At 70.4% G+C, this 25,998-nt stretch carries 17 protein-coding genes and 1 pseudogene; 7 read left to right on the plus strand and 11 right to left on the minus strand.

Annotated elements, in window-relative coordinates; translation table 11 throughout:
- Positions 1-422, minus strand: a pseudogene (locus tag CCN37_RS13250) (IS5 family transposase); the annotation flags it as partial.
- Between the two features lie 104 nt (positions 423-526).
- Here CCN37_RS13250 and CCN37_RS13255 point away from each other — a divergent pair.
- Positions 527-958, plus strand: a complete 432-nt coding sequence (locus CCN37_RS13255; protein WP_086821051.1) for a hypothetical protein — start codon at positions 527-529, stop codon at positions 956-958.
- Between the two features lie 294 nt (positions 959-1,252).
- Here the strand turns inward: CCN37_RS13255 and CCN37_RS13260 are convergent, their stop codons facing one another.
- Positions 1,253-2,812 carry a carboxylesterase/lipase family protein gene (locus CCN37_RS13260; protein ID WP_246843005.1) on the minus strand — a complete coding sequence of 520 codons (1,560 nt, stop codon included), beginning with the start codon at positions 2,810-2,812 and terminating at the stop codon, positions 1,253-1,255.
- 325 nt (positions 2,813-3,137) lie between these two features.
- Here CCN37_RS13260 and CCN37_RS39820 point away from each other — a divergent pair, with 325 nt between their 5' ends.
- Positions 3,138-3,308, plus strand: coding sequence for a hypothetical protein (locus CCN37_RS39820; protein WP_168200652.1), 171 nt, complete (start codon positions 3,138-3,140; stop codon positions 3,306-3,308).
- On the opposite strand, the gene CCN37_RS13265 is transcribed toward CCN37_RS39820, so the two are convergent.
- Both CCN37_RS13265 and CCN37_RS13270 read right to left on the minus strand, forming a co-directional pair.
- On the minus strand, positions 3,289-4,764 hold the full coding sequence (locus CCN37_RS13265; RefSeq protein ID WP_086821052.1) for an FAD-dependent monooxygenase: 1,476 nt from the start codon (positions 4,762-4,764) through the stop codon (positions 3,289-3,291). The genes CCN37_RS39820 and CCN37_RS13265 overlap by 20 nt on opposite strands.
- Entirely contained in the window at positions 4,761-5,381 is a 621-nt protein-coding gene (locus CCN37_RS13270) for a PadR family transcriptional regulator (protein WP_086821053.1), read from the minus strand. The genes CCN37_RS13265 and CCN37_RS13270 overlap by 4 nt, the downstream gene beginning before the upstream one ends.
- 260 nt (positions 5,382-5,641) lie before the next feature.
- Here CCN37_RS13270 and CCN37_RS13275 point away from each other — a divergent pair, with 260 nt between their 5' ends.
- Positions 5,642-12,799, plus strand: coding sequence for a type I polyketide synthase (locus tag CCN37_RS13275; RefSeq protein WP_168200653.1), 7,158 nt, complete (start codon positions 5,642-5,644; stop codon positions 12,797-12,799).
- Positions 12,796-14,394, plus strand: coding sequence for an aldehyde dehydrogenase (locus tag CCN37_RS13280; RefSeq protein ID WP_086821055.1), 1,599 nt, complete (start codon positions 12,796-12,798; stop codon positions 14,392-14,394). Before CCN37_RS13275 ends, CCN37_RS13280 begins: the two co-directional genes overlap by 4 nt.
- Positions 14,395-14,397: 3 nt before the next feature.
- Here the strand turns inward: CCN37_RS13280 and CCN37_RS13285 are convergent, their stop codons facing one another.
- Positions 14,398-15,066: a hypothetical protein gene (locus CCN37_RS13285; protein WP_086821056.1), complete on the minus strand. Its 669-nt coding sequence runs from the start codon at positions 15,064-15,066 to the stop codon at positions 14,398-14,400.
- A gap of 190 nt (positions 15,067-15,256) precedes the next feature.
- On the opposite strand from CCN37_RS13285, the gene CCN37_RS13290 reads away from it, so the two are divergent.
- On the plus strand, positions 15,257-15,706 hold the full coding sequence (locus CCN37_RS13290) for an SRPBCC family protein (RefSeq protein ID WP_086821057.1): 450 nt from the start codon (positions 15,257-15,259) through the stop codon (positions 15,704-15,706).
- Positions 15,707-15,740: 34 nt separating this feature from the next.
- On the opposite strand, the gene CCN37_RS13295 is transcribed toward CCN37_RS13290, so the two are convergent.
- Positions 15,741-16,262 carry an N-acetyltransferase gene (locus CCN37_RS13295; protein WP_086821058.1) on the minus strand — a complete coding sequence of 174 codons (522 nt, stop codon included), beginning with the start codon at positions 16,260-16,262 and terminating at the stop codon, positions 15,741-15,743.
- An 80-nt stretch (positions 16,263-16,342) separates the two neighbouring features.
- On the opposite strand from CCN37_RS13295, the gene CCN37_RS41485 reads away from it, so the two are divergent.
- Positions 16,343-16,936 carry a CGNR zinc finger domain-containing protein gene (locus CCN37_RS41485; protein WP_246843006.1) on the plus strand — a complete coding sequence of 198 codons (594 nt, stop codon included), beginning with the start codon at positions 16,343-16,345 and terminating at the stop codon, positions 16,934-16,936.
- A 615-nt stretch (positions 16,937-17,551) separates the two neighbouring features.
- Here CCN37_RS41485 and CCN37_RS13310 read toward each other — a convergent pair.
- The 3 genes from CCN37_RS13310 to CCN37_RS13320 are packed head-to-tail and all read right to left on the minus strand — an operon-like array spanning position 17,552 to position 21,208.
- Complete coding sequence (locus tag CCN37_RS13310; protein WP_086821061.1) at positions 17,552-18,781, minus strand: NAD(P)/FAD-dependent oxidoreductase; 1,230 nt, start codon at positions 18,779-18,781, stop codon at positions 17,552-17,554.
- A gap of 34 nt (positions 18,782-18,815) precedes the next feature.
- Positions 18,816-19,259: a response regulator gene (locus tag CCN37_RS13315; RefSeq protein ID WP_246843009.1), complete on the minus strand. Its 444-nt coding sequence runs from the start codon at positions 19,257-19,259 to the stop codon at positions 18,816-18,818.
- A complete protein-coding gene (locus CCN37_RS13320; protein ID WP_086821063.1) occupies positions 19,256-21,208 on the minus strand; it encodes a PP2C family protein-serine/threonine phosphatase in 1,953 nt (650 codons plus the stop codon). Before CCN37_RS13320 ends, CCN37_RS13315 begins: the two co-directional genes overlap by 4 nt.
- Positions 21,209-21,321: 113 nt before the next feature.
- On the opposite strand from CCN37_RS13320, the gene CCN37_RS13325 reads away from it, so the two are divergent.
- Positions 21,322-23,610, plus strand: coding sequence for an ATP-binding protein (locus CCN37_RS13325; protein WP_086821064.1), 2,289 nt, complete (start codon positions 21,322-21,324; stop codon positions 23,608-23,610).
- A gap of 13 nt (positions 23,611-23,623) precedes the next feature.
- Here the strand turns inward: CCN37_RS13325 and CCN37_RS13330 are convergent, their stop codons facing one another.
- Together CCN37_RS13330 and CCN37_RS13335 are read right to left on the minus strand one after the other, a co-directional pair.
- Entirely contained in the window at positions 23,624-23,965 is a 342-nt protein-coding gene (locus CCN37_RS13330) for an STAS domain-containing protein (RefSeq protein WP_086821065.1), read from the minus strand.
- Positions 23,966-24,071: 106 nt separating this feature from the next.
- The gene (locus CCN37_RS13335; RefSeq protein ID WP_086821066.1) at positions 24,072-25,244 is read right to left on the minus strand and encodes a DICT sensory domain-containing protein; all 1,173 of its coding nucleotides are present in this window, start codon (positions 25,242-25,244) and stop codon (positions 24,072-24,074) included.
- Between the last annotated feature and the right edge of the window lie 754 nt (positions 25,245-25,998).

The raw sequence follows: 25,998 nt of genomic DNA on the forward strand, positions 1-25,998 counted from the left end.
TCCGCCACGGGAGCGCCCCAGTCCTTCCCCGTCGAGGGCGAGGGCCTCGGTTTCTTCGCTACAGCCCCCTTTTTCCGGGCCCCCGCGGCGTGCTGATGAGCCCGCACAACACTGGAGTCCACGCTGATCACCCACTCCACGGCACCGACGGAGTCGTCCTTGACGATCACCTCATCCAGGATCTTCTGCCAGGTGCCGTCCTTGGTCCACAACCGCAACCGCTCATGCGCGGTCTTCCACGGCCCATAGCGTTCCGGCAGATCACGCCACGGCGCACCCGTGCGCAGCTTCCACAGAATCGCGTTGATCACCTGCCGGTGATCACGCCACCTGCGGCCACCACCAGAGACCGGCGGCAGCAACGGCTCGATCACCGTCCACGCCCGATCCGTCAACTCACCCCGGCCCACCACACGCCACAACTACCAGATGCCCTGATCAACCACTTACAGGACACGGCCTGGACGAACTCATCGCATCCCTCTGCCACAATCCCCACACCAGCGATGTTAAGAGAGGTAAGGGCATGGTGAGCGCGGCCGAACAGCAAGAACTGCTCCAGGAGGTCGGCGGCCTGCTGGTCGCGGCCGCGCCGGAGGGCTGGCGCGAGCTGGAGCTGTCCTTCCGCTCCACCGTCGCGGTCGACACGGCCACCTTCACGTGTGCCGACGCCAGCGGTGAACGCACCCGGTTGGCCCCGCCGATCAAGGCGCGGCGTCGGCTCAAGGCGCTGCGCGAAGGCATGTACGCCCCGGGCACCGGCGCGTGGTTCACCGCCCGCGTGACGATCCAGCCGCCCGGCCGCTACGAGGTCGAGTACGACTACGACAGCGAGCCGCTGTTCGTCCCACCGCTCACTCCCGAGACCTTCGCGCTGGACCACGAGTACTTCCCGCGCTCCGAGGAACACATACCGGAGTGGCTCAAGCACAAGCTCGCTCAAGCCGCCCATAGTTAGAGCCTGTCCTGTACGTCGCCGGGGTTCATTGGTCCTTCAAGACCCACATACACCCACCTTCACCGTCTTCAACGACAGCAAACCCCACGGGCCGCAGGAGTTGGAGACGGTAATCGATGATCAACAGGGGGTTGGTGGCCTTGAAGACATCCCGACACACGGCGACACCCCGACCTGAACACGCAGCTCAACCACTTACAGGGACAGGCCCTAGCAAACCGGACTCATCATCGCCGCCATTGTGCTCTGGCTCCGATGACTTACAGGACAGGTCCTAGGTGGTGTACGCCAGATCTACCCGCCCGAGCGCGAAGCTCTCGGCGTGCTCGCGATCGGAATCGAGCTCATCGATGGGCGGGCGAGTGGCTGGAGATCGAAGGGGTCGGGGGAGTGGCCTGCCCAGATCTGGCGGGATGCCTGTTCGGGGTAGGGCACGGTCTTCGACTCGGTGTCCAGGACGCGGGTGAGGTGCTCGCCGGGCCGGTGGGCGGACCAGCCCGGGTCGCCGGTGGTGATGAAGCGGACCCATGCCTGCTGGAGTTCGCGGGAGAGCGCGACGGCCTCGGGAGGGGCCTGCTCGCCGATGAGCTGGGTGCCGACGGGGCAGTCCAGGGTGCCGAACGCCAGGGGCAGGTCGAGGCTGTGGCAGGCGCCCAGGATGCCGCCGAGGACCGGGGCGACCCAGCACAGTTCGAAGAGGTAGGAGGTTCCGCCGGCCGCGGCGTTGGCTTCGGCCAGCTTCTGCGACGGCATGCGGAAGAGGGCGTCGGAGTACACCGTCTCCACCAGCTCCTCCGGGCCTGCCTGCGGGAACGCGGCACGGTAGGCCCGCGCGCCGTCCGGCTGCGGAGCGAGCAGTTCCAGGGCCGCTTGGGCGTCCTGCTCGGTGAAGGTGCCGTGCTTTCCGCTCATCACGCTGAAGTACCGGAACTCGTCCCGGGCGTGGCCGACGAGCAGGTCGATCCCGCTCGCCCGTCCGCCGGTCAACGCGAGCCAGGGCGTTTCGGGGAGCATCTCGCCGTCGATGACGGGGCACAGCGCGGTGCCGGTCTCCGTGAGGCGTCCCCAGCTCTCCCGGTGCGCGTGGAGGCCGGCGTTGAAGGCGGTGAGCTCGGCGGCGAGGTACCACGGGTCGATGTCGCGCAGGGCCTCGGCGGTGGGTGCCGCCGCGCCGAGCCGGTCCGCGAACGCGGCGGTGGCCTGCCGTGCCAGCGCGGGGGTGCTGAACAGCCCCGGCACCGAGTGGGCCATGGCCCGCCGGAACAGTCCGCGCGCGGAGGTCATCGTCAGGAGCGCGGCGACCGACCCCGCCCCTGCGGACATTCCGCCCACGGTGACCTGGCCGGGGTCGCCCCCGAAGGCGGCGATGTTGCGCTGCACCCACTCCAGCGCCGCGATCTGGTCGAGCAGTCCGCGGTTGGGCGGCGCGTCGTCGAGGAAGGCGAACCCCTCCGCGCCCACGCGGCAGTTGATGGTCACCACGACGACTCCCGCCTCGGCCAGCGCCGCCGGGTCGTACATCGGGTCGCTCGAGACCGCCGAGAGGTAGCCGCCGACGGTGATCCACACCAGCACCGGCAGGCCCGCCGCGCCGGGGTCCGGAGTGCCGACGTTGAGCGTCAGCCAGTCGGTGCCCTGCGGGGGCACCTCGATCGGCAGGGACAGCGGCACCACGGGGCCGAACTCGACCGCCTGCTTCGTCCCCTCCCAGCGGTGCGGCGGAGCGGGCGCGGCGAAGCGGAGCGCTCCGACCGGGGGCTGGGCGTAGGGGATGCCGCGGAAGACCGCGTGCCCCTGCCGCCAGAGCCCCTGCACCACGCCTTCCGCGGTCCGTACCCTCGGCCGTTCGGACATGGCGACTCCCTCCCTGAGCTGACCCCAGGATCACGGGTCAGGTGCGCATATGAACTGTATGGGAACGGCCTCGGGGCAGGAGAGCACGTTGGTCGTCCTCGGCTTGGCCGCGGCGGTCCTCACCGCGCTGTTGTTCGTCCGCACGGCCCGCAAGTGACCGATCCGATCTCCGGAACTGCCGCGCCGCGAGCCCTCCAGGTCCACAGTGGACGGTTTGCGGTCCGGCGCGAGCGAGCCGCTCGGCCTGAGCGCGGTGAGGCGCCGGTCAGGGTCCTGGTGGCGAACCTGGACACCGTCGCCCACCCCCGCTCTCGAGCAGTCCCAAGTGCTGCTCCGCGACTTCATCGATCGGGCGATCACCAGCCGACCGTCGACCGTGGTGTTGCTGGGGTTGGCGGAAGCGGGGCGAATCGTCGCCCTCGAACCGATCGCCACCGCCTCCGTCGAGGAGCCGAACATCACCCGCGCAGCCCACGTCAGCGACCTCGGGCGCTGAACCAGGTGGACCAAGCGGTGGTGAGGGTGTCGAGGGGGTGCGGGTCGGTCGTGGTGGAGATCCAGGCGACGTGTCCGTCGGGGCGCAGCAGCAGGCCGTCGAGCTCGGGGTGTTCGGGACAGCGGGCGTGGTGGATGTCGACTCCGGCGTCGGTGTCGAGCGGCAGGACGCGGTTGCCGAGGTCGAGCAGCACCGGGCGTGCGGGTCGCAGCAGCGCGGCGATGCTGGTGTGCGTGTCGCCCGCGGTCAGTTTCAGGTTCGGGGCGAGTCTGCCCAGCCACGGGTGGTCGCCGGGGATCTTCGGGTCGTACCGGGTGCTCACGCCGGTGGTGAGTTCGGCGAGGTAGGTGCTGACCGGTGGCAGCTCGGTGAGTTCGTTGAACAGGTCCCGGACCGGGTCGAGGTCAGGATGCCGTCGTCCGAGGATCGCTTGGGCGCGGGTGGTCCGCAGCACGCGCGCACCGACTGGATGCCGTTCGTGGTGGTAGCTGTCCAGCAGTCCGTCTGGGGCGTGGCCGAGTGCGGTGGCGGCGAGCTTCCAGCCGAGGTTGACCGCGTCGGCCAACGCCACGTTGACACCTACCGCTCCTGCTGGCGGGTGGATGTGCGCGGCGTCGCCGACGAGCACGACTCGGTCGGCGACGTAGCGGTCCGCCTGTCTGGCCGCGTCGGAGAACCGGGTGAGCCAGCGCGGGTTGCGAAGTTCCACGGCGTGGCCGAGCGCCTCGTTGAGGATCTGTTGGAAGTGAGCCAGGCGAACGGGTTCGTCGCGATCGGTGGGTGGGTTCGGCTCGTCGAGCACGATCCGCACGTAGCCGGGGCGCGGGATCACGAACACAGTGCCGTGCTCGCCTTCGGTCATCCCGAACGGCAAGCTGTCGGGAGCGGCGAGTTCCACGTCCGCGAGCAGGCCGAAGGTGGTGGCGGCAGTGCCGGGGAAGCCGATCCCGGCGCGTTTCCGCACGAGACTGCGGCTGCCGTCGCAGCCGGCGAGGTAGTCGACCCGCCTGCGCTCGGTCGTGCCGCCGGCCCGGACGGTCACTGCGACACCGTCCTCGTCCTGGTCGAGGTCGACCACCTCGTGCCCCCAGGACACCGACACGCCGAGCTCGCCGAGCCACTGCTCCAGGAGTTCCTCGACCCGGGTCTGCGCGATGCCGAGCACGTAGGGGTGGTCGGTGTCCATCGCGCTCAGGTCCAGCGGCCGGCTCGGGTCGGCGAACATGCCGTACGGCACCGTGGGGCCTTCGGCGAGGAAGCGGTCGGCGATGCCACGCCGGTCCAGCAGCTCCAGGCTGCGGGCGTTGAGGGTGAACCCCCGGCAGAACGGCGATCGCCGCGGGAGCCGGTCCAGCACTTCCACCTCGACCCCGGCCAGTGCGAGCTCGGCCGCCAGCATCAACCCGGCGGGACCCGCCCCGGCCACCACGACCTTCGTCAGCTCTCCAGTCCTCATGGGGCCTCGCTCTGCGCGCAGACCCAGCCGATCACCGGCTCCGGCCAGCTCAACCGGCCGGTCGTGATCTCGCCGATGATCTCCTCGACCCAGCCCAACTCCGCCTCCAGCATCCGGACCGCGTACTCGGTCTCCACCACGAACAGGCGTGGCACCTCCCCTGCCTCCAGCACTTCGCGGTGCCCCTGTCGGATCTTCGCCAGCGACGTGCGGATGCGCTCCGCCCGTTCCCGCAACGCCGCCACCGCGCCATCCGGCCCGAGCGCGCCGAGGTAGCTGACCGCTGACAAGAACTTCGGGTACTCCTCCGCCGGGACGCGGATCAGCTCCTCCACCCAGCGCACGAACTCCTCCCGGCCCAGCGCGGTGTGCTGGTAGATGGTCCGTTCCGGCCGCGCTCCGACCCGAACGGTCTCCCGGGCCTCGATCCACCCGGCCCGTTCCAGCGTTCTAACGACGTCGTACAGGGAACCGGTGGTCACCTTGAACACCCGGTCCATGCCGCGGTCCCGCAGGGTGGCGGCCATGGCATGGGGGTGCGTCGGCGCCTCCAGCAGCAACCCCAGCACCGCCAGGCCCAACGAGTTGGACACCGCGCGTCGGCTACTCGAACCCATGTGTTCGCCTCCAATCAGTCGGCCCCGAGTATTTGCTTCCGACTGATGCTTTGTCAACGTCGGCGCGGGCGGCACGGGAGGTCCACAGTGGACAGTCATTCGACCTGTGCTTTGCGACGTGGGTGTGCCAGCTCGCCTCGACGGGTGGGCCGGTGACGGGGGCGGGCCGCCCGCGCGGCATCACCTGATGGGTTGGTCATCCGGGTGGCGTGACCGCTTCGCCGTGGCTCCGGGTGCGGTGGGTTCGGAACGATCCCGATGTGCGGGACAAGATCGCGATCGTGGGTGTGGCGTGCCGGTTCCCCGGTGGGGTCGGTGACCTGGCGGGGCTGTGGTCGCTGTTGTCCGAGGGGCGGGAGGCGGTCGGGGCGCCGCCGCCGGAGCGCTTCGACGTCCAGCGGCACTGGGACTCCAACCAGCTGCGGCCGGGCAAGTCCTACACGTTCGCGGGCGGCTACCTGGAGGACGTCGCCGGGTTCGACGCGGACTTCTTCGGGATCAGCCCTCGCGAGGCGGTGTGCGTCGACCCGCAGCAGCGGTTGTTGCTGGAGCTGGGGATCGAGGCGCTCGATGACGCGGGCATCGACCCGCGGACGTTGTCGGGCACCGACAGCGCGGTGTTCGTCGGGGTCTCCTCGCTGGACTACGGCGGTCAGCAGATGGTGCTGCGGACCTCGATCGGTCCGTACACCAACTCGGGGTCGGCGCTGTCCAACACGGCGAACCGGCTGTCCTACCACCTGGACGTGCACGGGCCGAGCCTGAAGGTGGACACGGCCTGCGCCTCCTCCCTGAACGCGGTGCACCTGGCCTGCGAGCACCTGCGCCACGGTGGCGGGCGGGTCGCCTTCGCCGCAGGGCTGAACGTGCTGCTCAACCCCATGACCTACGTCGGGTTCGCCAAGGCGGGTTTTCTTTCCCCGACCGGGCACTGCCGTCCCTTCTCGGCCGAGGCCGACGGCTACGTGCGCGCGGAGGGCGGCGGCGTGCTGGTGCTCAAGCGCTTGGCGGACGCGATGGCCGATGGCGACCACGTGCACGCCGTGATCGCGGGGTCGGGGACGAACAGCGACGGGCGCACGAGCGGGCTGGTGCTGCCCAGCGGTGAGGCGCAGGAGGCGTTGCTGCGCCAGGTCTACGACGGTTTCGGCCTCGATCCGGACGACCTCGCGTACCTGGAGGCGCACGGCACCGGAACGCCGATCGGCGATCCGGTGGAGTGCCGGGCGATCGGAGGGGCGCTCGGGCTGCGCCGTTCGGGCGGGCCGTTGCCGGTGGGCTCGGTCAAGGGCAACCTGGGGCACCTGGAGCCGGCATCGGGCATGGCGGGGCTGTGCAAGGCGATCCTGGTGCTGCGGCACGGTGAGATCCCGGTGACGGCCAATGCCGCGCCGCGCAGCACGAGCATCGACTTCGACGGCCTCGCACTGTCCACTGTGGAGCGAAGGATTCCCGCGCGGGGGCGGTTGGTCGGTGTCAACTCCTTCGGTTTCGGTGGCGCGAACGTGCACGTGGTCTTGGAGAAGCCGCCAGCACCGCGAGAGCCAGCGGCGAACGCGGGGTCGAAGGTGCCGGTCACCGTCTCCGCGCACACGGAAGCGGCGTTGGTGGAAGCGTTGGCGAGCATGGACGGGCGCCTCGCCGACTGCGCAGACTTCGTCGATGTCGCATACACCTCCTCTCAGCGCCGCGGCAAGCACGCGCTCTGCCGCGTGGTGCTCGCGGGGGACGCGGAAGAGGCGCGTCAACGCTTGGCGGAACAGGTCGGGCCGCAGCGCGTCACAGAGCGGGGGAGGGTGGCCTTCGCCTTCTCGGGGCACGGTGCGCAGTGGCCCGGCATGGCCGTGGACCTCCTCGACTCCGAGCCGGTGTTCGCGCGGGTCGTGGCCGAGATCGACGCCGCACTGGCTCCGCGCGTCGGCTGGACGGTCACTGAAGAGCTGCGTGCCGAGGGCCCGAGGCTGCACGACACCAGTGTGATCCAGCCGCTTCTGTTCGCGGTCCAGGCCGGTGTCGTGGCGGTGCTGGCCGAAGCCGGTCTGCGCCCGGAAGCGGTGTACGGGCACAGTGTCGGAGAGATCGCCGCGGCGTTCGTCTCCGGGATCTACGACGTCGAGCAGGCCGTGGAACTGGTCGTGGCGCGCAGCGCGGCCCAGGCCACCACGGCGGGCACCGGCACGATGGCGGCGGTCAACCTCGCGCCAGCGGAAGCGGAGACGGTCCTCGAGCGCTACGGCGGGCGGGTGGAGATCGCCGGGATCAACAGCGCCGACGACGTCACGGTCGCCGGTCCCGAGGCAGATCTGCACGACCTCGCAGATCGCCTGGCGGAACGCGAGGTCTTCTGCCGCGTGCTGGATCTCGACTACCCGTTCCACAGCGCGGCGATGGAGCCGCTGCGCCCGTCCTTGCTCACGGCGTTGGCGGACATAGCGCCCGGACCGGCCGCCGTCGAGTTCGTCTCGACGGTCAACGGTGAGCCGGTGGCCGGCGAGAAGCTGGACGCCGACTACTGGTGGCGCAACGTCCGCGAACCCGTCCTGTTCGCCGCTGCCACGGACCACCTTGTCGCCCAAGGGTTTGACACGATCATCGAGATCGGCCCGAAGCCCGTGCTGCAGACCTACGTGAAGCGCGCCGCGAAGGACGGCGTGCTCGCGGTGCTGCCCACGCTGACCAGGTCTGAACCCGGGGCCCGCGCCCTGCGGAGAACGGTGGAGTCCGCGCTCGCCGCCGGAGTGCGCATCGACGGCCACTTCCCGCAGCCGGGCCGGGTCGTGCCACTGCCCGCCTACCCGTGGCAGCGCGAACGGTTCTGGCTGGGCAGCCAGTACACCTGGAGCGACACCGGAACACCGCCGGAGCACGTGCTGCTCGGTGAACGCGCCGCCGTCGCAGATCCGACGTGGCAGTCCACAGTGGACCCGGCCAGGCTGCCGTGGCTGTCCGGTCACCGCGCGGCGGGGACGCCGATCATGCCCGCCGCCGGTTACCTGGAAATGGGGTGGGCCGCGGGCCAGCTCGTCTTCGACGGACCGGCGGAGGTGCACGAGCTGCACATCAGCAAGCCGATGGTCGCCCCCGACGACGAGGTCGTCCTGCCGCGCACCCAGGTCTCACTGTCCGAAGAGGACGGTGTGTTCCGGGTGGCGACGCGCTCGGCAGACGGGCAACCGTGGCAGACCCACGCACGCGGCCGAGTACGGCGCAGGGTGGCCGCGACCCCGCCGCCACTGGACCTCGCGGCGCTGCGCGCCCGGTTCGCCGAGCGCGGTGAGCACGTCGACCGCGAGACGCTTTACGGCGACGCCGAACGGATCGGCCTCGGTTACGGTCCGGACTTCCTCGTCATGACGGGGCTGTGGGTGGACGGGATGGAGATCCTGGGCGACTACGACTGCCGTCATCTGGATTTCACCGGCTTCCACGCACACCCGGCCTGGACCGACATCGCCCCGCAGGCGGCGATCGAACTCGGCCGTCTGCACCGCGGATTCGTCGCGGACGAAGACTCCTACATGCCCGTCGCCGTCGGCTCGGCGCGGTTGTGGGACACGCCGACGGAGACGGGAGCGGTGTACTTCCGCTGCCGCGCGGTCTCGGAGAGCTGGGCCGCCGCGGACATCGTGCTCACCGACCAGGACGGCGGCGTTCAACTGGAACTGCTCGACTGCCGGTTCCTCCGGGTGAAGCTGCCCAGCCGACGCCAGGTTCTGCGGCAGCACACAGAACTCCGGGCTGCGCCGAGGGAACTACCGCCCAGCGCGGAGGTGGAATCGCCGCGCGCCGATACGCGCCAAGTGACGGGCCACGCGGAGTTCCGGCGCAGACGGCTCGCCTCGACCGCAGCCTTCGCGGTGCGCGCGTTCACCGAGCTGACCGACGGCGCCGAAGTGTTCTTCACCGACGACCTCGGAGTGCGACCGGAGCACTCCCGGCTGCTCGACCTGCTGACCGGGTTGGCCGTGGAACACGGTCACCTCGAATGGCTCGGCGAGTTCCGGGGCCGCACGCGCTGGCGCGTCCGATCCACCGCCACCGACCCCGGTTTCGCCGAACTGATCGGCGACTTTCCCGAGCACACACCGGAACTCACCCTGGTGGGCCGCTGTGGCATGCACCTGGCCGAGCTGCTGCGCGGCGAGCGGGACGTCGTCGACATCCTCCTGCCCGCGCACGGCAGCGACACCCTCACCCACTACCACGACCTGTCGCCAGCGCTGGTCCCCAGCAGCCGAGCCGCTGCCGGCGTGCTGCGAGACCTCGTCGAGGCGTGGCCAGCCGATCGTCCGTTGAGAATCCTCGAGATCGGGGGAGGCACGGGCGCGCTGGCGGCGGCGCTGCTGCCCGTCCTTCCTGCGGACCGCGCTCGCTACCTGTTCACCGATGCGTCCCAGAGCTTCCTGGCGCTGGCCGAGGCGCGGTTCGCGCGCTACGACTTCGTCGGGTACCGAACCCTCGACCTCGACTCCCCTGATGTCGAGCCGAGAAGCTTCGACGTCGTGGTCGCCAGGAACGCCTTGCACGCGGCCGAGCACGTGCTCGTCGTGGCGGAACTGCTGGCCGACCACGGCCGCCTCGTGCTGGTGGAGACGCACGACCCACACGTGCTGGCCCTGCCGTTCGGCCTGGAGCCAGGATTCTGGGCGAAGACCGAACGCGATGTGCACGAGTGGTCAGAGCTGCTGCGTGCCAACGGTTTCCGCGATTGTCACGCCGTGACGACCGGTGACCTGTGTTCGGTCGTGGTGGCGAGCAGGGAGCCACGTTCCACGCCGCTTCCGGAAACCCCGGCGCCCCAGGTGATCGGCCGTGCGGTCGTCGTCGCGGAAGAAGAGTCGGAACTGGCCGCACAACTCGCCGAGAGGCTGGGCGCGCCAACGGTGCTGGCCTCCGAAGCCGACGTGAACGGGTGGTTCACCACACCGGAGACCGACGTGGTGTTCGTGCTGTCCGAAGCAGATCCGCACGACGCCGTCGACACCACCACTCGGCGGTTCGAGTTCGTCCGCGCTCTCGCGATCGCCGCCGCCGAAGTGAAGATCCGCCTGTGGCTGATCGGCGGCGGGACGGGCGTCAACCCGGCGCCTGAACGAGCGAACGACCCGATCGACGCGGCCCTGTGGGGAGCCACGCGCACCGTCGCCGCCGAGAACAGCCTGCTGGGTCTGCGACGTGTTTCGGTCGGGCAGGGCGTGCCGGTCGAGCGGATCGCCGGTGAAGTCCTCGACCCCACCGACGAGGACGAGATCGTGCTCACCGTCGCCGGCCGGTTCGTGCCGAGACTGCGCGAGCTCCCTCCGGCGCCTGCTGATCCTTCGACGCCCTACCAGCTCATCGCCCGCGACGCGGGAACCTCCTACGAACTGGCGTGGGTGGAGATGGCCCTGCCGGTGCCGGCCGAGGGCGAACTGCTCATCGAGGTCCACGCCGCGGGCATCAACTACCGGGACGCGCTGCTCGCGGTCGGTATGCTGCCGGGCTGGGTGGTGGAAGCCGGGATGACCGGTTCACGCCTGGGCGGGGAGTGCGCGGGGGAGGTCGTCGCCGTCGGTCCCGGCGTGACGCGTTTCCGGCCCGGGGACAAGGTTTTCGGCTCCGCGCCCGGCTCGTTCGCCTCGCACGTGCTGACGGTCGAGGACCTGGTCGTCGGAGTGCCACCGGGCATCGACATGGCCGCGGCGGCGACGATGCCGGTGACGCTGCTGAGCGCGGGCTACGGCCTGCTGCACCTGGCCAAGATCACCGAAGGGGAGACGGTGCTGGTGCACGGCGCGGCGGGCGGAGTCGGCCTGGCCGCTCTCCAGATCGCCGAGTTCGCCGGTGCCACGGTGATCGCCACAGCGGGCACCGAGGAGAAACGGGACTTCCTGCGGCTGCTCGGGGTCGAGCACGTCTTCGACTCACGCGGCCTCAGCTTCGTCACCGATGTGCTCGCGGCCACCGGTGGCCGTGGTGTCGACGTCGTGCTCAACTCACTCGGCGGGGAGTTCATCGGCCGCAGCGCGGAACTGCTGCGCTTCGGCGGCAGGTTCGTCGAACTCGGCAAGCGGGATCTCTACGGCGACCGCAACATCTCCCTGTTCCCCTTGCGCGAGAACATCAGCTACTTCGTCGTCGACGTCGACCAGCTGAGCAAGCGACGCGCTTCGGCGGTCACCACCTACCACCGCTCGATCGCCGACCGCGTCGAAGGCGGGACTGTGCGACCGGTGCCGTACCGGGCGTTCCCCGCCAGCCGTGCGGCGGAGGCATTCCGCTCCCTTCAGCACTCCCGGCACATCGGCAAGCTGGTGATCACCTTCGACGAGCGCCCTTTCGTGGAGAAGGCCCCGCAGCACAAGGGTTTCGCGGCTGACCCGGCGGGCGCTTACCTGATCACCGGCGGTGCCGGCGGGTTCGGTGCCGAGGTGGCGCGCTGGCTGGTCGATCGTGGCGCCGAGCACCTCGTGCTCGTCAACCGGCGTGGAACGGCGGTTCCCGAAGCGCGGGACCTCGTCGCGGACCTCACTGCGCGCGGTGCCGACGTGAGCGTGCATGCGGCCGATGTCACCGACGAGACGGCGATGCGCGTGATCGTCGCCTCGCTCAGCGCACCGCTGCGCGGAGTCGTGCACGCGGCGATGGTGCTCGACGACGTCATGACCGCTGATCTGACGGCCGAGCGCTTCCGCGCCGTGCTCGCACCGAAGATGGCCGGGGCGATGGTGCTCGATCGCGTCACCGCCGGGCACGAACTGGACCTGTTCCTGATGTTCTCCTCCGCGGCGGCGGTGTTCGGCAACGCCGGGCAGGCCGCCTACTGCGCGGGAAACTTGTACCTGGAAGCGCTCGCGCGTTCACGCAGGGAACGCGGGCAGGTCGGGCAGACGATCGCCTGGGGCGCGCTCGGCGAAGTCGGCTACGTGGCGCGCAACCAGAAGACCGCTCGGACCGTCACCCGGGCGGGACTGAACCTGCTGTCACGGCGCCACGTGCGCGAGGCGCTGGACGATCTCGTCGGCGGACCCGACGTCTCCGTGGTGTGGAGCCACGACGGGGAGTTCCTGCGCAGGTTGTACTCGCACCTCAGCACGCCGCGACTCGGCTCGCTCGGCGGCGGGCAGGCCGCCGTCGAGGAGGACGACGACCTGCTGGAGCGGCTGCGCTCGGCGACACCGGAGGAGGCGGCCGAGCTGGTCGCGGACAGCATCGTCAGCACGCTCGCCGAGGTCCTGGGCGTGGCGCCGGAGCGCATCGACCGAGACCGTCCGCTCGACCAGCTCGGCGTGGACTCGCTGATGGGCGCGGAACTCGTCACCAAGATGCGGCGCAGGTTCGGCCGCGAGATACCGGTCATGCGAGTCGTCGCGAGCAGTGGGATCGACGACCTCGCACGCTCGCTGGTCAGCTACTTCAACGCCGAGGAGACGACGTGACCAGGACAGCTGTTCGCCACTTCCCGCTCTACATCGGCGGCGAGCGGGTCGACTCCGACGAACGCGCGTACGGGCTGAGCGTGCGCACCGTGCTCGATCCGAGTGGGACCGAGGCGGCGACCCTGTTCCGCCTGCTGCGCGAGGGCTCCGAGGAGGAACTGCACGCCCATCCGCACGTGCTCTGCTCGGTCGCGCTGTCCACTCCCGAGCAGGGGCAGGACGCGTTGCGGGCCGCCGCGGCGGCGGTACCGCGATTGCGCGCCTTGCCCTTGGCGGATCGGTTGGCCTACATCGGCGACCTGTACGCGGCCTTTCTGGCGCACCGCGAGGAGCTGTCCCGCGTCCTGCGCCTGGAAGGCTGCCCGCGGCTGCTCGCCGAGGCCCAGCTCAACGTGGTGCTCGACCTCGTCCGGCCGGAGAGCATCGAGCAGGCGGAAGTGCTGCTGCGGCAGGAGATCACCACCGAGCACCACAGGATCGTGCTGCAACGCCAACCCGACGGCGTGGTGTGCGTCGATCCACCGGCCAACGCACCGCTGTTCGGGTTGATCGCGTCGCTGGTGCTGCTGGCGGGCAACAGCGTGGTGATCCGCGTTCCGCGCAGCTGCGCCAGTTCGCTGAGCTACGCCCTGCACAACATCATCATCCCGGTGCTGGAAGCGCGTGGAGCGCCCGCCGGTGCGTTCACCGTGCTGTGTGCCGACTACGAGGTCACCATGCGGCAGTGGCTGGAGAGTCCGCTGGTCAACACCGTTTACTACTTCGGCTCCAGCGAGAACGGGCTCGCCCTGGAACGGAAGTGCGTCGAGCGCGGCAAGCGGGCGATCCTGGAGCTCTCCGGCAACGACGGGGTCCTGGTCTGGCACGACGCCGACCTCGACCACGCCGCCGCCGCGCTGCTTGAGGCGTTCTACGCATCCGGCCAGACGTGCTTCAGCCCCAAGTACGCCGTGGTGCACCCCGCCGTCGCCGATGACCTGCTGGCACGGCTGGACGAGGCGGCCTCGGCGCTCGCTCCCGGTGACCCGGAGGACTCCGACACGGTGCTCAGCCCCGTGCTCCGCACCACCGCCTTCGCACGCAGCCTCGACCAGGCGATGAGCGCGGGTGCCACGAAGATCTGTGGCGGCGCGCAGATCGACCTGCGCGGAGCACCCGATCCCCGAGGTCTGTTCATCGAGCCGACCGTGTTGCGCGTCAACGGTTTCGACCAGGCCGAGAACGTCCGCGCGGTGCGCGAGGAGACCTTCTTCCCGTTGCTGTCGGTCGTCGTGCCCGAGGACGAGCCGGAGCTGCTGGAGCGCTGTGTCGAGTTCCTCAACGGCAACCGGTACGGCCTGCGGAACTCCCTGTGGACCGAGAGCCCGGAGGTCGTCGAGCGGTTCACCACGGGCGTGACCAACGGGGGAGTGCTCAAGGTCAACGACTCGCACCTGGCGCACGCCCCGTACCTTCCCGGGCTCGGCGGGACGGGACTCAGCGGTGGCACGCACGGGGAGGCCGCCTACCCGTTCCTGCGGGCCAGCCGCCTTCAGGCCGTCGCCATCGCCACGACCAGGACGCATCCCGAGCAGGCGCTGCTGCGCCGGGCCTGACGGTCAGCCCGGCAGCACCGGAAGCGGCAGTCCGAGGCCGCTACCGGAGGCCGTGAACACCTTGTCCGTCTCGGTGAAGAGCGGGACGCCGAAGGCCTTGGTGAAGGCATCGACACCGTCCTTGGACGGGGTGATCGGGATGCCGCTGCCCTTGAGCGCGGTCGGCTTGCCCGGCAGCCCCGGCTCCACGGACAAGCGCACGGCGCTGGGATCGCTGACGTACAGCGGCAGCTCGCCGACCCACTGGTCGTCGACCTTCAGAAAGGCGAAGATCCGCCCGTCAGGCACCGAGGTCCGGATGCCGGTGATCTCCATCCGGGCCCTGGCGTTGCGCAGCACCACGCCGCCGAGCGCGCGGCCGGAGCCTGCGCTGGGCTGACCGAGCGCGGTGATCGAGCCGGTGGCGTACTCGGGCGGAAGCGTGATGCCCTCGACGGTCTTGCCGTCCGCGCCCAGGACCGGGGCCGCCGGGGCGACGGCCTCGACCACGATGTTCTCCCCGGCGAGCCGGGTGCGGGCCAGCTCGGTCAGCCGGATCTCACCGAGCCCGTTGAGCACGGTGAAGCGCACGTCCAGCGTCGTAGAGGCGTTCGCCGGGGCGCCGCTGCCCAGCTGCGCGAGAAAGGGCGCCGCCATCGCGCCGCTGAAGAAGATCCGTCGAGTGACCGCCATGAGGCCAGTTTCGCGCACCCCATCGCGAACTCGGCGCTACATGACCCCAAAGTGGGATGGCACGGCGATGGCTGGTCGGTGGTGCGCAACGCGGACCCTGTGGCTCGACGCACGCCGATCGCGACCTGATTTGTGTAGCGGTGCTCCTGGGGCGGTACCCCGCATCGACGACCGCCGAAAGGACTCCTGGATGACAACCGTCTCCCGCACGTTCACCGTCGATGCCGCGCCCGAAGTCGTCGTGCCGTACCTGGCGGACTTCGGCAACGCCGAGCAGTGGGACCCCGGCACGCAGCGCTGCGCCCGCAACGGCAGCGGCCCGATCGAGGTCGGGGCGAACTGGCACAACACCTCGAAGATCGCGGGTATCACCACGGAGCTGACCTACACGCTCGAAGAGCTCACCGGAGAACGGATCGTGCTGGTCGGCCGCAACGACACCGCCACGTCCACCGAGATCATCGAGATCGCGCCCAGTGGAGCGGGCTCGACGATCACCTACACCAACGAGCTCGAGTTCAAGGGCGTTGCCAAGCTCGCGGCGCCGCTGGGGAAGGTGGTGTTCGAGAAGCTCGGCAACGACACCGAGGAACAGATGACCGCGGTGCTCAACGGGCTTGCCCGGCGAACGGAGGAGTAGGGGTCGAGTGTCCCGGCGGCGCGGGCCGTGGTGGTCATCGCGGGTTTCGGCCGTTGGTGAGTCCAATGGTGTAGCGGTGAACGGGGACGGGGATGGTCTCGGCCACCGCGCCCGCTCCGGCGGGGGCCGCGTGGATCACCGGGCCGCTGTCGGTCCAGCCGTGTCGCTGGTAGAAGTCCCGAGCGCGGGAGTTGCCGGGCACCACCGCCAGCCAGGCGGTGTCGTGGTGTTCGGAGATGCGGTCCTGCGCGGCGCGCAGCAGCGCGGTGCCCGCTCCGCGACGGCGGGCTCGGGGGTCGACGGCGAGCTGGACGAGCTCGTTGCCAGCGACGACGACCATGCCCACGACCGTCCCGTCCGGCGTGACGGCCAGCAGGGTGGAGTCGACCCACGCGGCGGCCTGCTCCGTGAAGTACTCCGGCCCGCGTACGGCGAGCAGTTCCTCCGGTACGTGACCGAGGTGCCCGTCGAGCCACCCGGCCTGCCAGACCCGGGCCGTCTCGGCGGTGTCGCCGCTTGCGGCGGGACGGATGTGCACGGTCGTTCCGGTCGGCACGGGGCCTCCTGGGGCGGGATGATGTCACTGTCGTACTATCGGACGGTAGGCACATTATGGGGAGGGGTGTCACTGGTCAAGTGAAGTTGGACAGCTACATCGATGCTGGCGTGCTCGTGGCCGTGGACCTGGCGAACCGGCTCGCGCTCGATCCGGATGCCGAAGCCGAGGTCGCGCGCCCAGGAGCGGTCGTCGCGGTGCTGACCGAGGTGCTGGCAGGTGATCCACTGTCGGTGGAGCAGGTCAACGCCAGTCACGTCCCGGCGTTCATCGGTCTGGCGCGGAGCCTGCGTCAGGTGTTCGTCGATCTCGCCGCCCGCGAGGACGACAGCGCCGCCGCCCGCCTCAACGCGCTGCTGGCCGCGCACTCCGCTCATCCGCACCTGGCCAAGGAGGGGGGCGTGTGGCGCCTGCACCACCACCCGGCCGAGGTGGGACTCGTGACGATGTGGGCCGCGATCTGTGCTGAGGCGCTGGCCCGCCTGCTGGCCGCTGGCCATGCCGCGCGGGCTTCGACGTGCGCCGACCCGCGGTGCGCTCGTGCGTACGTCGACACCAGTCGCAACGCCACGCGAAGGTTCTGCTCCACCAGGTGTCAGAACCGCCTCAAGACGGCCGAGCTGCGCAAGCGCAAGAACGCCTCGGATGCGACAGGCCTTGCCCGCCGCGCATGACCGAATCGCGGTCGCGGTGCCCGGTCGGGTCGCGGCCAGTGCGACACCGTGGTCGCCGACACAACGAGCGTTTCTGGGCTTTATCCCTTTGGGGGCGACGTGAACGGGAACCATTGTAGTCCCGTGGTGCTGATAAACAGCGTTCACCTCATGTGGTCTCGGTGAATCGTGAATTCCGAGATGATCATGAAGCCGTCGCTCCAGCGCTGGCCGGTCTGATGGTAACGCCTGCCTCCGCCTTGTCCACCTGCGGCGGAGGGCCCTGCCCGCCCAGTGAGCGCATCAATTCTTGCCACGCTAGGGCAAGCTGATCGCGACGACCTTCTGGAAGTCTGGCGGGCGGCCGGTCGAAGTCCAGGTGATTCTGCTCAATAACGGCAAGAAGGTGTCGGTGGCGGTGTACTGGGACCGGACGAACAAGCCCGGCGCGCCCCATGTTCCGTGGGTGACTGGGATGTGGGTTTCGCCGGTACCGCTTCTGTGGCTCATGGGCAGCGCCACCATTGACCGCGGCGCGCTCTTCACGGAGCGCGCCACATCTGCTCCAGCAGCAGGCTGGTTCCCCGGGAGTCCACGTGAGCTCAGCGAGGCCAAGCGCTACCGGGAGCGGCTGAGTCAGCCCTGAGCCGTGTCAGCCAGCACAGCTCGGGCGGCGCGTCGCCCGGACACCAGTGCGCCCTGGATGGAGCTGGTGTCGCGGTGATCACCGGCGACGTAGCGACGATCGCCGACGCGCACGGGCTTGCGCAGGCGGTGCGGCGCGGGCATCGCCGGTAGTGCCCGTGGGATCGCGTAGCGCGCCACCGTCTCCCACGATGCGGTGTCGACGTTGTAGAGCCGGGCGAGGTGCGCGCGAACGGTGGCCTCGTCGACGGTGTCTCCGGCGCCGAGCACGGAGGCGGCGATGAGTGCGCGGTCCTTCGGGGCGTAGGTCTCAGCGACCTGGCTGAGCACGACGGTGTTGACCACCGGACCACCGGCGCCGTCGAGCACCAGGACTGGCCGCGCCAGCGGCGGCTCCGGCGCGCTGAAGTACCACGTGGTCACCGCGTTCCACCGCGGTGACTTCAGTTCCGGCAGCAGTGCCGAGGCCACGCTGCCGTCAGTGGCGACCACGACGGCGTCGGCCTCGACGCGTTCACCGTCCATGAGCCTGACCCCGCCGCTGGTCACTTCCGCGACCGGGGCTTGCACGCGCACGGTGCCGTCGGGCAGGCGCGCGGCGAGCTGTCGTGGCAGCGCTGCCATGCCCTCCGCGGGCAGAACCGGGGCTGTGCGGCCAAAACTGCGCAGCACCAAGTGGAAGAACCGTGACGAGGTCTCCAACGCGGGCTCCAGGAACACCCCGGACAGGAAGGGGCGCAGCACGGAGTCGACCGCCGCGCCGGAGATCGTCCAGCGCGCGAGTTCGGCCCGGGTGGCGCGGTCGGACGCGGTCACCAGCGCGCGCTCGTCGGCGAAGACGTCGCGTCCGGCGAGCGCGGCCAACGCGGCGAGGTCCCCTGGCCCGAGCACCCGCTGCGCGAACACCTCCCGCCATGCTGCCGGACCCGTGCGAGGGTCGGTGAAAGCGTGCAGACGACCGTCTTTGCTGACCAACACCCCCGAGTCGAAAGCCTTGGGCCGCAACGCGTCCAGGTCGACGCGGGCCCGGACCTCCGGGTAGGCGGGGCACAGGATCTGAAAACCCCGGTCCAGCCGGTAGCCGTCCACGACGTCGGTGCGCACGCGCCCGCCGACCTCGTCGGAGGACTCCAGCACCGCCACCTCGACACCGGCGGAGTTCAGCACCTCGGCCGCGCTCAGACCGGCGAGCCCCGCACCCACGATCACCACTCTCGTCACACGACGACCGTAGGCGCGCTGGCAAGCGCCCGCATCACAGTGGCGCTGGGTCGGTCCGGTGCGGCGGGTTCGGTGCTCGTCTGAACTCGTTGGCCTGCCAGTAGTCCAGAGCGCCTTGCAGGACGGTGCGGAACAGCGCGAAGTTGACCGGCTTGTAGATGTGGCTGTCAGCGCCAGCCGCGTAGCAGCGGTCGATGTCGGCGGAGGTCGTCGAGGAGGTGAAGACGACGACCACCAGGTCGGCCAGCGCGGGATCTTCACGCACCTGGCTCAGCACCCGGTAGCCGTCCACGCCGGGCATGTTCAGGTCGAGCAGGACCAGCGACGGCCGTGCTCGGCTGTCATCGCGCAGGCGATCGTGGGCAAGCTCGGCGGCGGCCAGGAACTCCAGCACGAGTTCGGGGTGCGAGCGGGAGAGCGCGCGGTGGATGGCCTCGCGGTCCTGTTCGCTGTCCTCGATCACGAGGATCGTCGTCACACCAGCCCCCACGCCGAATCCGTGGAGGAGACCTCCACGCGGGTCCAGACCTGGTCGCCGTCGACGGTGACCAGGACCTCGCCCTCCGGAGCGCCCTCCAGGAACGCGGTGATGCTGGCCGGGAGCGCGGCGGACTCGTCACCGCGGAGCCGCCGCAGCGCGGTCAGCGCGGCACCGGCAGCTTCCCGCGCGGGCAGCCTGAGGTGCAGGGCGCGGTTGCCGCGGTGGCGGATCACCAGGACTGCGGCGTCGTCGTCGACGGTGTAGCGCCCAGCTCCGGTGACCATCGTGCGCGCGATCTCCGAGAGCGGCAGATCCCGCAGACGGGACAAGGTTTCCTCGATGTCGGTCTCACCGAAGAACGCCCGGTCGGCGTTGCGCGCTTCGACGAGCCCGTCGGTGAACAGGATGAGGTAGTCGCCCGGGCGGAGGAATTCGTGCGCGGGCCGCAGGTGCGGGTCGGCCAGCAGGCCGACCAGTTGGCCGCGGCAGGCGGCTTCCTCGACGGTGCCGTCGCGGCGGACGAGGAACGGCGGCGGGTGGCCCGCGCTCAGCAGCGTGACGGGCGTCCCCTCCGCGGTGACGGGGCCGAAGGTCGCCGTGGCCAGCGTCAGGAACCGCTCGACCTTGGCGCGCAACAACTTCGTGTTCAGCGACTGGATCGCGCCCGCGGGCTGGGCTCCGGTTTCCAGCATCGTTTCCAGCGTGTGCCGGGCGAGTCCGGTCAACGCCGCCGCCGCGGCACCCCGGCCGCAGACGTCGCCGATGAGCGCGGTGACCGTGCCGTCGGGCTGCTCGACGACGCCGTAGAAGTCCCCGCCGACGTCCAGGCGGTTGTCGCCGACGTGGTAGCCGGTGGCGAACTCCAGGGAGTCGACGTGCGGGAGCGTGCTGGGCAGCAGGTGCCGTTGCAACGACACGACGTCCTCGCGGCGTTGCTCGTAGAGGCCGGCGTTGTCGATGGCCAGCGCGGCGCGTCCGGCGAGGTTGTGCAGGAACTCGCTGGCGGGCCAGCGCCGCGTGCTGTCGCGGTGCAGGAAGGTGAGCAGGCCGACGTCGTGCCCGCGAGCGCGCAGGACGGTCGTGGTCATCAGCTCCAGGTCCACCTCGGCGGGTAGCTGCGAGGGGCGGGGCATGTCGTCCCACGAGGAGCGGTCGGTGCCGTCAACGACCACGGTGCCCGCCCACCGACCGGCCCGGACGTGCTCCGCCAGCAGGTGTTCGCGGCGCGCGTCGACGTGCGCGAACGCGATGGGCGCCATGTGGTCTCCCTGGTTGAGGTGCACCACAGCCCCGTCGGCGAGGCCGGGGACGGCCATCCGCACCACCGAGCGCAGGGTCTCGTGGATGTCCAGGGACGTCGCCAACCGCAACGACGCCTCGGCCAGGATCGCGTCGGTGGCCGCGCGGTCGTCGAGCTCGATCTGGTCCTTGATCCGGTGGTCGGCGGCGACGATGACGTCGATCGCCTGCTCCACCGCCACCACCAGCTCGCGCGGCGCGGGCAGCCGGGTGAGCGCGACGGCCAGCAGCCCGTGTTCCCGCCCGGCCACGGCGAAGGTCGCCACCAGCAGCCCGGTGGCACCCGCCCCGGCCACGCGCGAAGCCAGTGACGGTGTGGAGCGCCGCAGGTCCGCGAGCGTGAGCTCGGTGATCTCGCAGGGGCCGGAGAGGTGCACGCCCTGCCCGTGCGCGGCGCGCGTCCACTCGGTCACCTCGGCGGCCAGACCTTCCGGTGCGGTGCGGATACCGCCGGAGTCGGCCCACCGAACGACCTTCACGCCCGCGTTCGGCGCCAGCCGCGCGCCCAGGACGCCAACGGCGGTCGGCATCGAGAGCAGGCCGAGGTAGAGCTCCTGGGCGAAGTCCTTGGTGTTGGCGGCGTCGAAAGCGGATTTCCACAGCGCGTGCAGTTGTGACTGCCATGACGGCCGCACGCGAGCGGTCATGCTCTTCGCTCCACTCCGTTGGTGTTGTGCGCCATTGTGATGGCGACGGCTGACTGTACAGTTCGCCACGAACCGCTGGCGGGCAACTCGCGCGGGAGAACACCAGGAGTGGCATGAACCTCAGCCCGGACGACCCCCTCCCGCTCGGGCCAAGGGAACGCGCGGCGGAAGCCGAAGTCGGAACGCCCTTCGATCTCGCGCTGTGCCAACGAGAACCCATCCACCGCCTCGGTGGTGTCCAGTCCTACGGCGCGTTGCTGGCCATGGACGCCGACGACCGCGTCGCGGTGGCGAGCCAGAACTGTGCCGAGATCCTGGGGGTGGCCGCGGAGGAACTCCTCGGTGCTCCCGTGGCGCGGGTGATCGGGCCCGATGGGCTGGGCGCGGTGAAGGCCACGGCGGCGGCGCCAACGGGTGACCGGGGGCTGTTGCACCTGAGCGTTCCGCCAGGAGCCGACTTCGACGTCACCGTCTACCGCGCGGACGGCCTGCTGGTGCTGGAGTTCGAACCGCGTTCAGCGCAGGACTCCTTCCACTTCTCCCAGTTCTACCCCAAGGTGCGCTCCGCGCTGACCCGGCTCCAGCACGGGCGCACGGTCGCGGAGGTGTGCTCGACCGCGGTGGCGGAGATCCGTCAGCTCACCGGGTACGACCGGGTGGTGGCCTACCGCTTCGAGGGCGCGGACGGGCCGGGGGAGGTGCTCGCCGAGTCGCTCGCGGACGGCGTGGAACCCTGGCTGGGCCTGTGGTTCCCGGCAAGCGACATCCCGCCGCAGGCCCGTCGCCTCTACGAGCGCAACTGGATTCGCGTCATCCACGACGTCGACGACCGCACCGCGCTGCTGCTGTCCCGGCCCGGTGCCGACGCGGAGGCGCCGCTGGACCTGTCGGACTCCGCGCTGCGCACCGTCTCCTCCTTCCACCTGGAGTACCTGCGCAACATCGGCGTGGCCTCCTCGATGTCGGTCTCGGTGCTGCACGACGGACGGCTCTGGGGGCTGATCGCCTGCCACGGGCTCGCTCCCCGCCATCTGGACGCCGAAGTGCGCGCGGCGTGCGAGCTCTTCGGCGTCAGCCTCTCCCTCCAGCTCGCCGCGCTCGAAGAGGCCGAGACCTCCCTCGCACGGCAGCGCGCGCGAACGGCGCTCTCCCGTCTCGTCCCGGCACTGGACACCCACACCACCGACTCGATCGCCGCCAGCGTCGACCTGCTGAAGGAGCTGGTCCCGGCCGACGGCATCGTTCTGCAGCGCGACGGCCACGCGACGGTGCTGCACCACGACACCGACTCCTGCTGGGAGGGCCTCGCCGCGCTGTGGCCGCGACTGCCCGAGCTCGCCCCAGGGGAGGTCTGGAGCAGCGACAGCCTGACCGAGCACCACCCCGACCTCGCCGCGCACGCCAACGACCTCAGCGGCGTGCTGGTCCTGGCGCTGCCGGAGACAGGCGATCTGCTCGCCTGGACGCGGGGGGAGCGCAGCGCCTCCCGCACGTGGGCCGCCGATCCCGGTCACCCCGTGCGGCTCGGCACGCACGGAGAACGGTTGACCCCGCGCGGCTCCTCCGCGGTCTACAAGGCGCTCGTCCGAGGACGGTGCGTGCCCTGGTCCTCCTCCGACCTGGCGGGCGCGGCGGAACTCGGCCGCGCGCTGACCACGCTCGCCCTGCGCCACAGCCGCCGGCTCGCCGCGCTCAACGACGAGCTGCGCCGGGCCAACAACGACCTGGACACCTTCGCCCACATCGCCGCGCACGAGCTCAAGGAACCCCTGCGCGGCATCTCCAACATCACCACCTTCATCGCCGAGGACGCCGAGGGCGCGCTGGACGAGGTCACCGCGCGGCGGCTGCACACGATCCAGCAGCTGGCGCAGCGCACCGACGAGCTGGTCAACTCGCTGCTGCACTTCGCCCAGCTCGGGCACGGCCAGCTGCGCCCGCAGGAGGTCGACCTGGCCCAGGCCGTGCGCACGGCGCTGGAGGTGGCGGGTCTGCGCCTGCACGAGCACGACGTCCAGCTCACCGCTCCCGAGCCGGGGACCCTCGTGCTGGCCGATCCGCAGCGGCTCCAGGAGATCCTGATCAACCTCCTGGTCAACGCCGCGAAGTACGCCCGCTCGCAGCACCCGCGCACGGTCACCGTCGGCACCACGACGACACCCGAGCGCACGCCGGCGATCTACGTGCAGGACAACGGGATCGGCATCCCCGAAGCGCACCGCGAGGACGTGCTCCGGCTCTTCCGCAGGCTGCACGAGCGCGAGGCCTTCGGCGGCGGCCACGGCGCCGGACTGGCGATCGTCCACCGCATCGTGCAGCGCCACGGCGGTGAGCTGTGGATTCAGACGCCCGCCGAGGGTGGCACCAGGGTGCTGTTCACCCTCCAACCCGACAGCGCGTGATCGCGCTCGACGTTCAGTCCGAGGTCGGGACGAGGCCGGAGAGACCGGTGAGGCCGAGCTTGTGGCGCACGACGGGGGAGCCGTGCACGCGCAGGTTCCGGGCTTCGGCGCGGCACCGCTGGGCGAACTCGGCCAGCAGAGCTGCGCCTTCCAGACTGAGGTGACTCACCTCGGTGAGGTCGAGCTCGATCGTCCGCGCGGGCCGAACCGCCGCGGCTTCGAGGGCACGCGCGAGATCGCCCGCTGTCTCGCTGGTGATCTCGCCTCGAACGTCGACGGTGACCACGTCCTGCTCGGTGATGCGCACGGAGGCCACCGTGCCGCCTGCTCGCGATGGGTTGTCCGTGCTGCCCATGAATTCTCCGCCCCTGCTCTAGACAGACCTCGAGCAGGGTGGTTCGTCGCCGTGGCACCGAAGGATTGGTCTGGGTGCGGATGTCAGCCGAGGAGAGCAGCCCCACTCAGGCGCCGGGTTCGGCGTCCACCAGTGTGCTCGGTGTGCGAACGACCGGGATGGGCGCGGTCTGGCCCAGGACGTCCGCGGCGGACTGGTGGCCGGGCGGCACGTTCTCCGCGAGGCTCGCGCGCAGCTGGTCCAGCGGGAGTGGGCGGCTGGTGCTGATGACGGTCGCGACCTCGGCGGTGACCCCGACGAAGGGGTAGGAGTCGGCCAGCGCGCTGCCGATGCGGTCGGCCAGCCTGCGCCCGGACGCGGTCAGCGCGGGTTCGCTCACCCCGGGCTGCACGAGCAGGAACTCGGTCTTGGACAAGCGGAATGCACGGTCCTGCCGACGCTGCTCCCTGCGCAGCACGTCGGCGATGTTGTTCTCGGTGTGCATGGCCGTGCGCGCGCCGCGCTGCGCTTCCATGCCCACCAGGTCGGGCACGCGCACCAGCGCCAGACCGAGGGGCAGGGTGTCGGGGGCGCTGAGCCCGAGCCACGGCGCGAGCGTGCCCGCGGAGTGCAGCCCGGTCCACGGGTCGCGGCCGAACCCGCGATCGGCGTCGACCTTCTCGCGGAGGTCGAGGTAGTTGGTCCTGGTGCGCTCCAACCGGCCGAGCAGGTGCCGCACGACCGCTTCCACCCGCAGTTCGACCTCGGAGGCGGGTTGCTCGACCACGCCGCGCAGCACCCGGTCCAGCCCGGCGCGCGCGGAGGGCGGCAGGCGGTCGCCCAGGGCGTCGCGCAGGCGCACCGCCTCCGCGTAGGCCTCGTCGCGCCGCATCCCCCAGCGCCCCTCGAACAACCGAGCCGACTCCAACGAGCTCGCCCGCGCTTCGACGCGCTCCAGGTCGTGGGCGACGACCGCGGCGCCGAAGGTGGGGGAGAGCACGACCACCGACCACTCCCTGGCCAGCTCCTCGCTCTCCCGCAGCAGCACCGGCGTCACGCCGTGCGGCAGGTCCGGCCGCACGCGGTCCACCAGGCCGACCACCGTGCAGCTGGCCAGCGCGGCCAGCTCGGTGTAGACGCGGCGCTCGCGCTCGAAGTACGGCAGCCGCTGGAACATCGCCATCACGAGCATGTCCTGCCCGCCTGAGGCGAGGGCCGCCCGCTCGACCGCGTGCGAGGCCAACACCAAGGCGCGCTTGGTCAGCACGCCGCTGCGCGGCGGCGAATCGTTGTGTGCCATGAGTTCCCACTTCGCGACGCTGGATGGTCGGACAGGGCGCCACGGAGGCTAACCCCGAGTTGGGCGCGCTCGTGCCACGGCGGCGGTGACTACGGTCAGCAACCGGCTTTGCGGGCTGTCTGCCAGGGGCATTCGGTAGATGCCTGGTATCCGAGGAATCTCAGATTCACCTGAACGGTTGGGGCCCGCGCCGGAAAGCCGTGCCGCTGGCGCCGGGCGGGAGCCTCATCGCCTTGGACGCGGGCACCGTGCTGTGGAGCGCTTGGTCGCATCAGTGGCGGTCCATGGTGGACAACTCGTTGTGCGTGCATTTCAGAGAACCTGGACCAAGATCCCTGATTCGTGGCTCTCCGCGTCCTTGTCGCCGTTCCACCCATCACTCTCGCGGCATCCCGGGATCGGCGGGGAGTTCGCGAAAAGGTTGCCCCCGCGCGCGGAATCCTCCCGCGCGCAAACCTTCCCGTCGGCGCAAGGAGATTTCCGAGGTGCTGGCTCTGGAGCGGTACTGCGAGGTCCTGGTGGTCGGAGACGTCCTGTGTTCATCGGATCGTCATTCCAGGTGGCCCGGGCGCGCACGACGATTCACGTGTGCATGAAACCGCGTCGCTGGGAACATTTGGTTGGAGATTCTTGAAATCCGGCGTGAGAGCATTCGGGTATGACGGCGAGGAAGGCTGCGCCGTTGACGTGATCAGCGGAGAAGTTCGATCTCGGCGCGGTGAAATAGCCGGGCCGAGGTTTGTCCAGTTTCGCC

The organism is Allokutzneria sp. NRRL B-24872, from assembly GCF_002155965.1.
GTDB lineage: Bacteria > Actinomycetota > Actinomycetes > Mycobacteriales > Pseudonocardiaceae > Allokutzneria.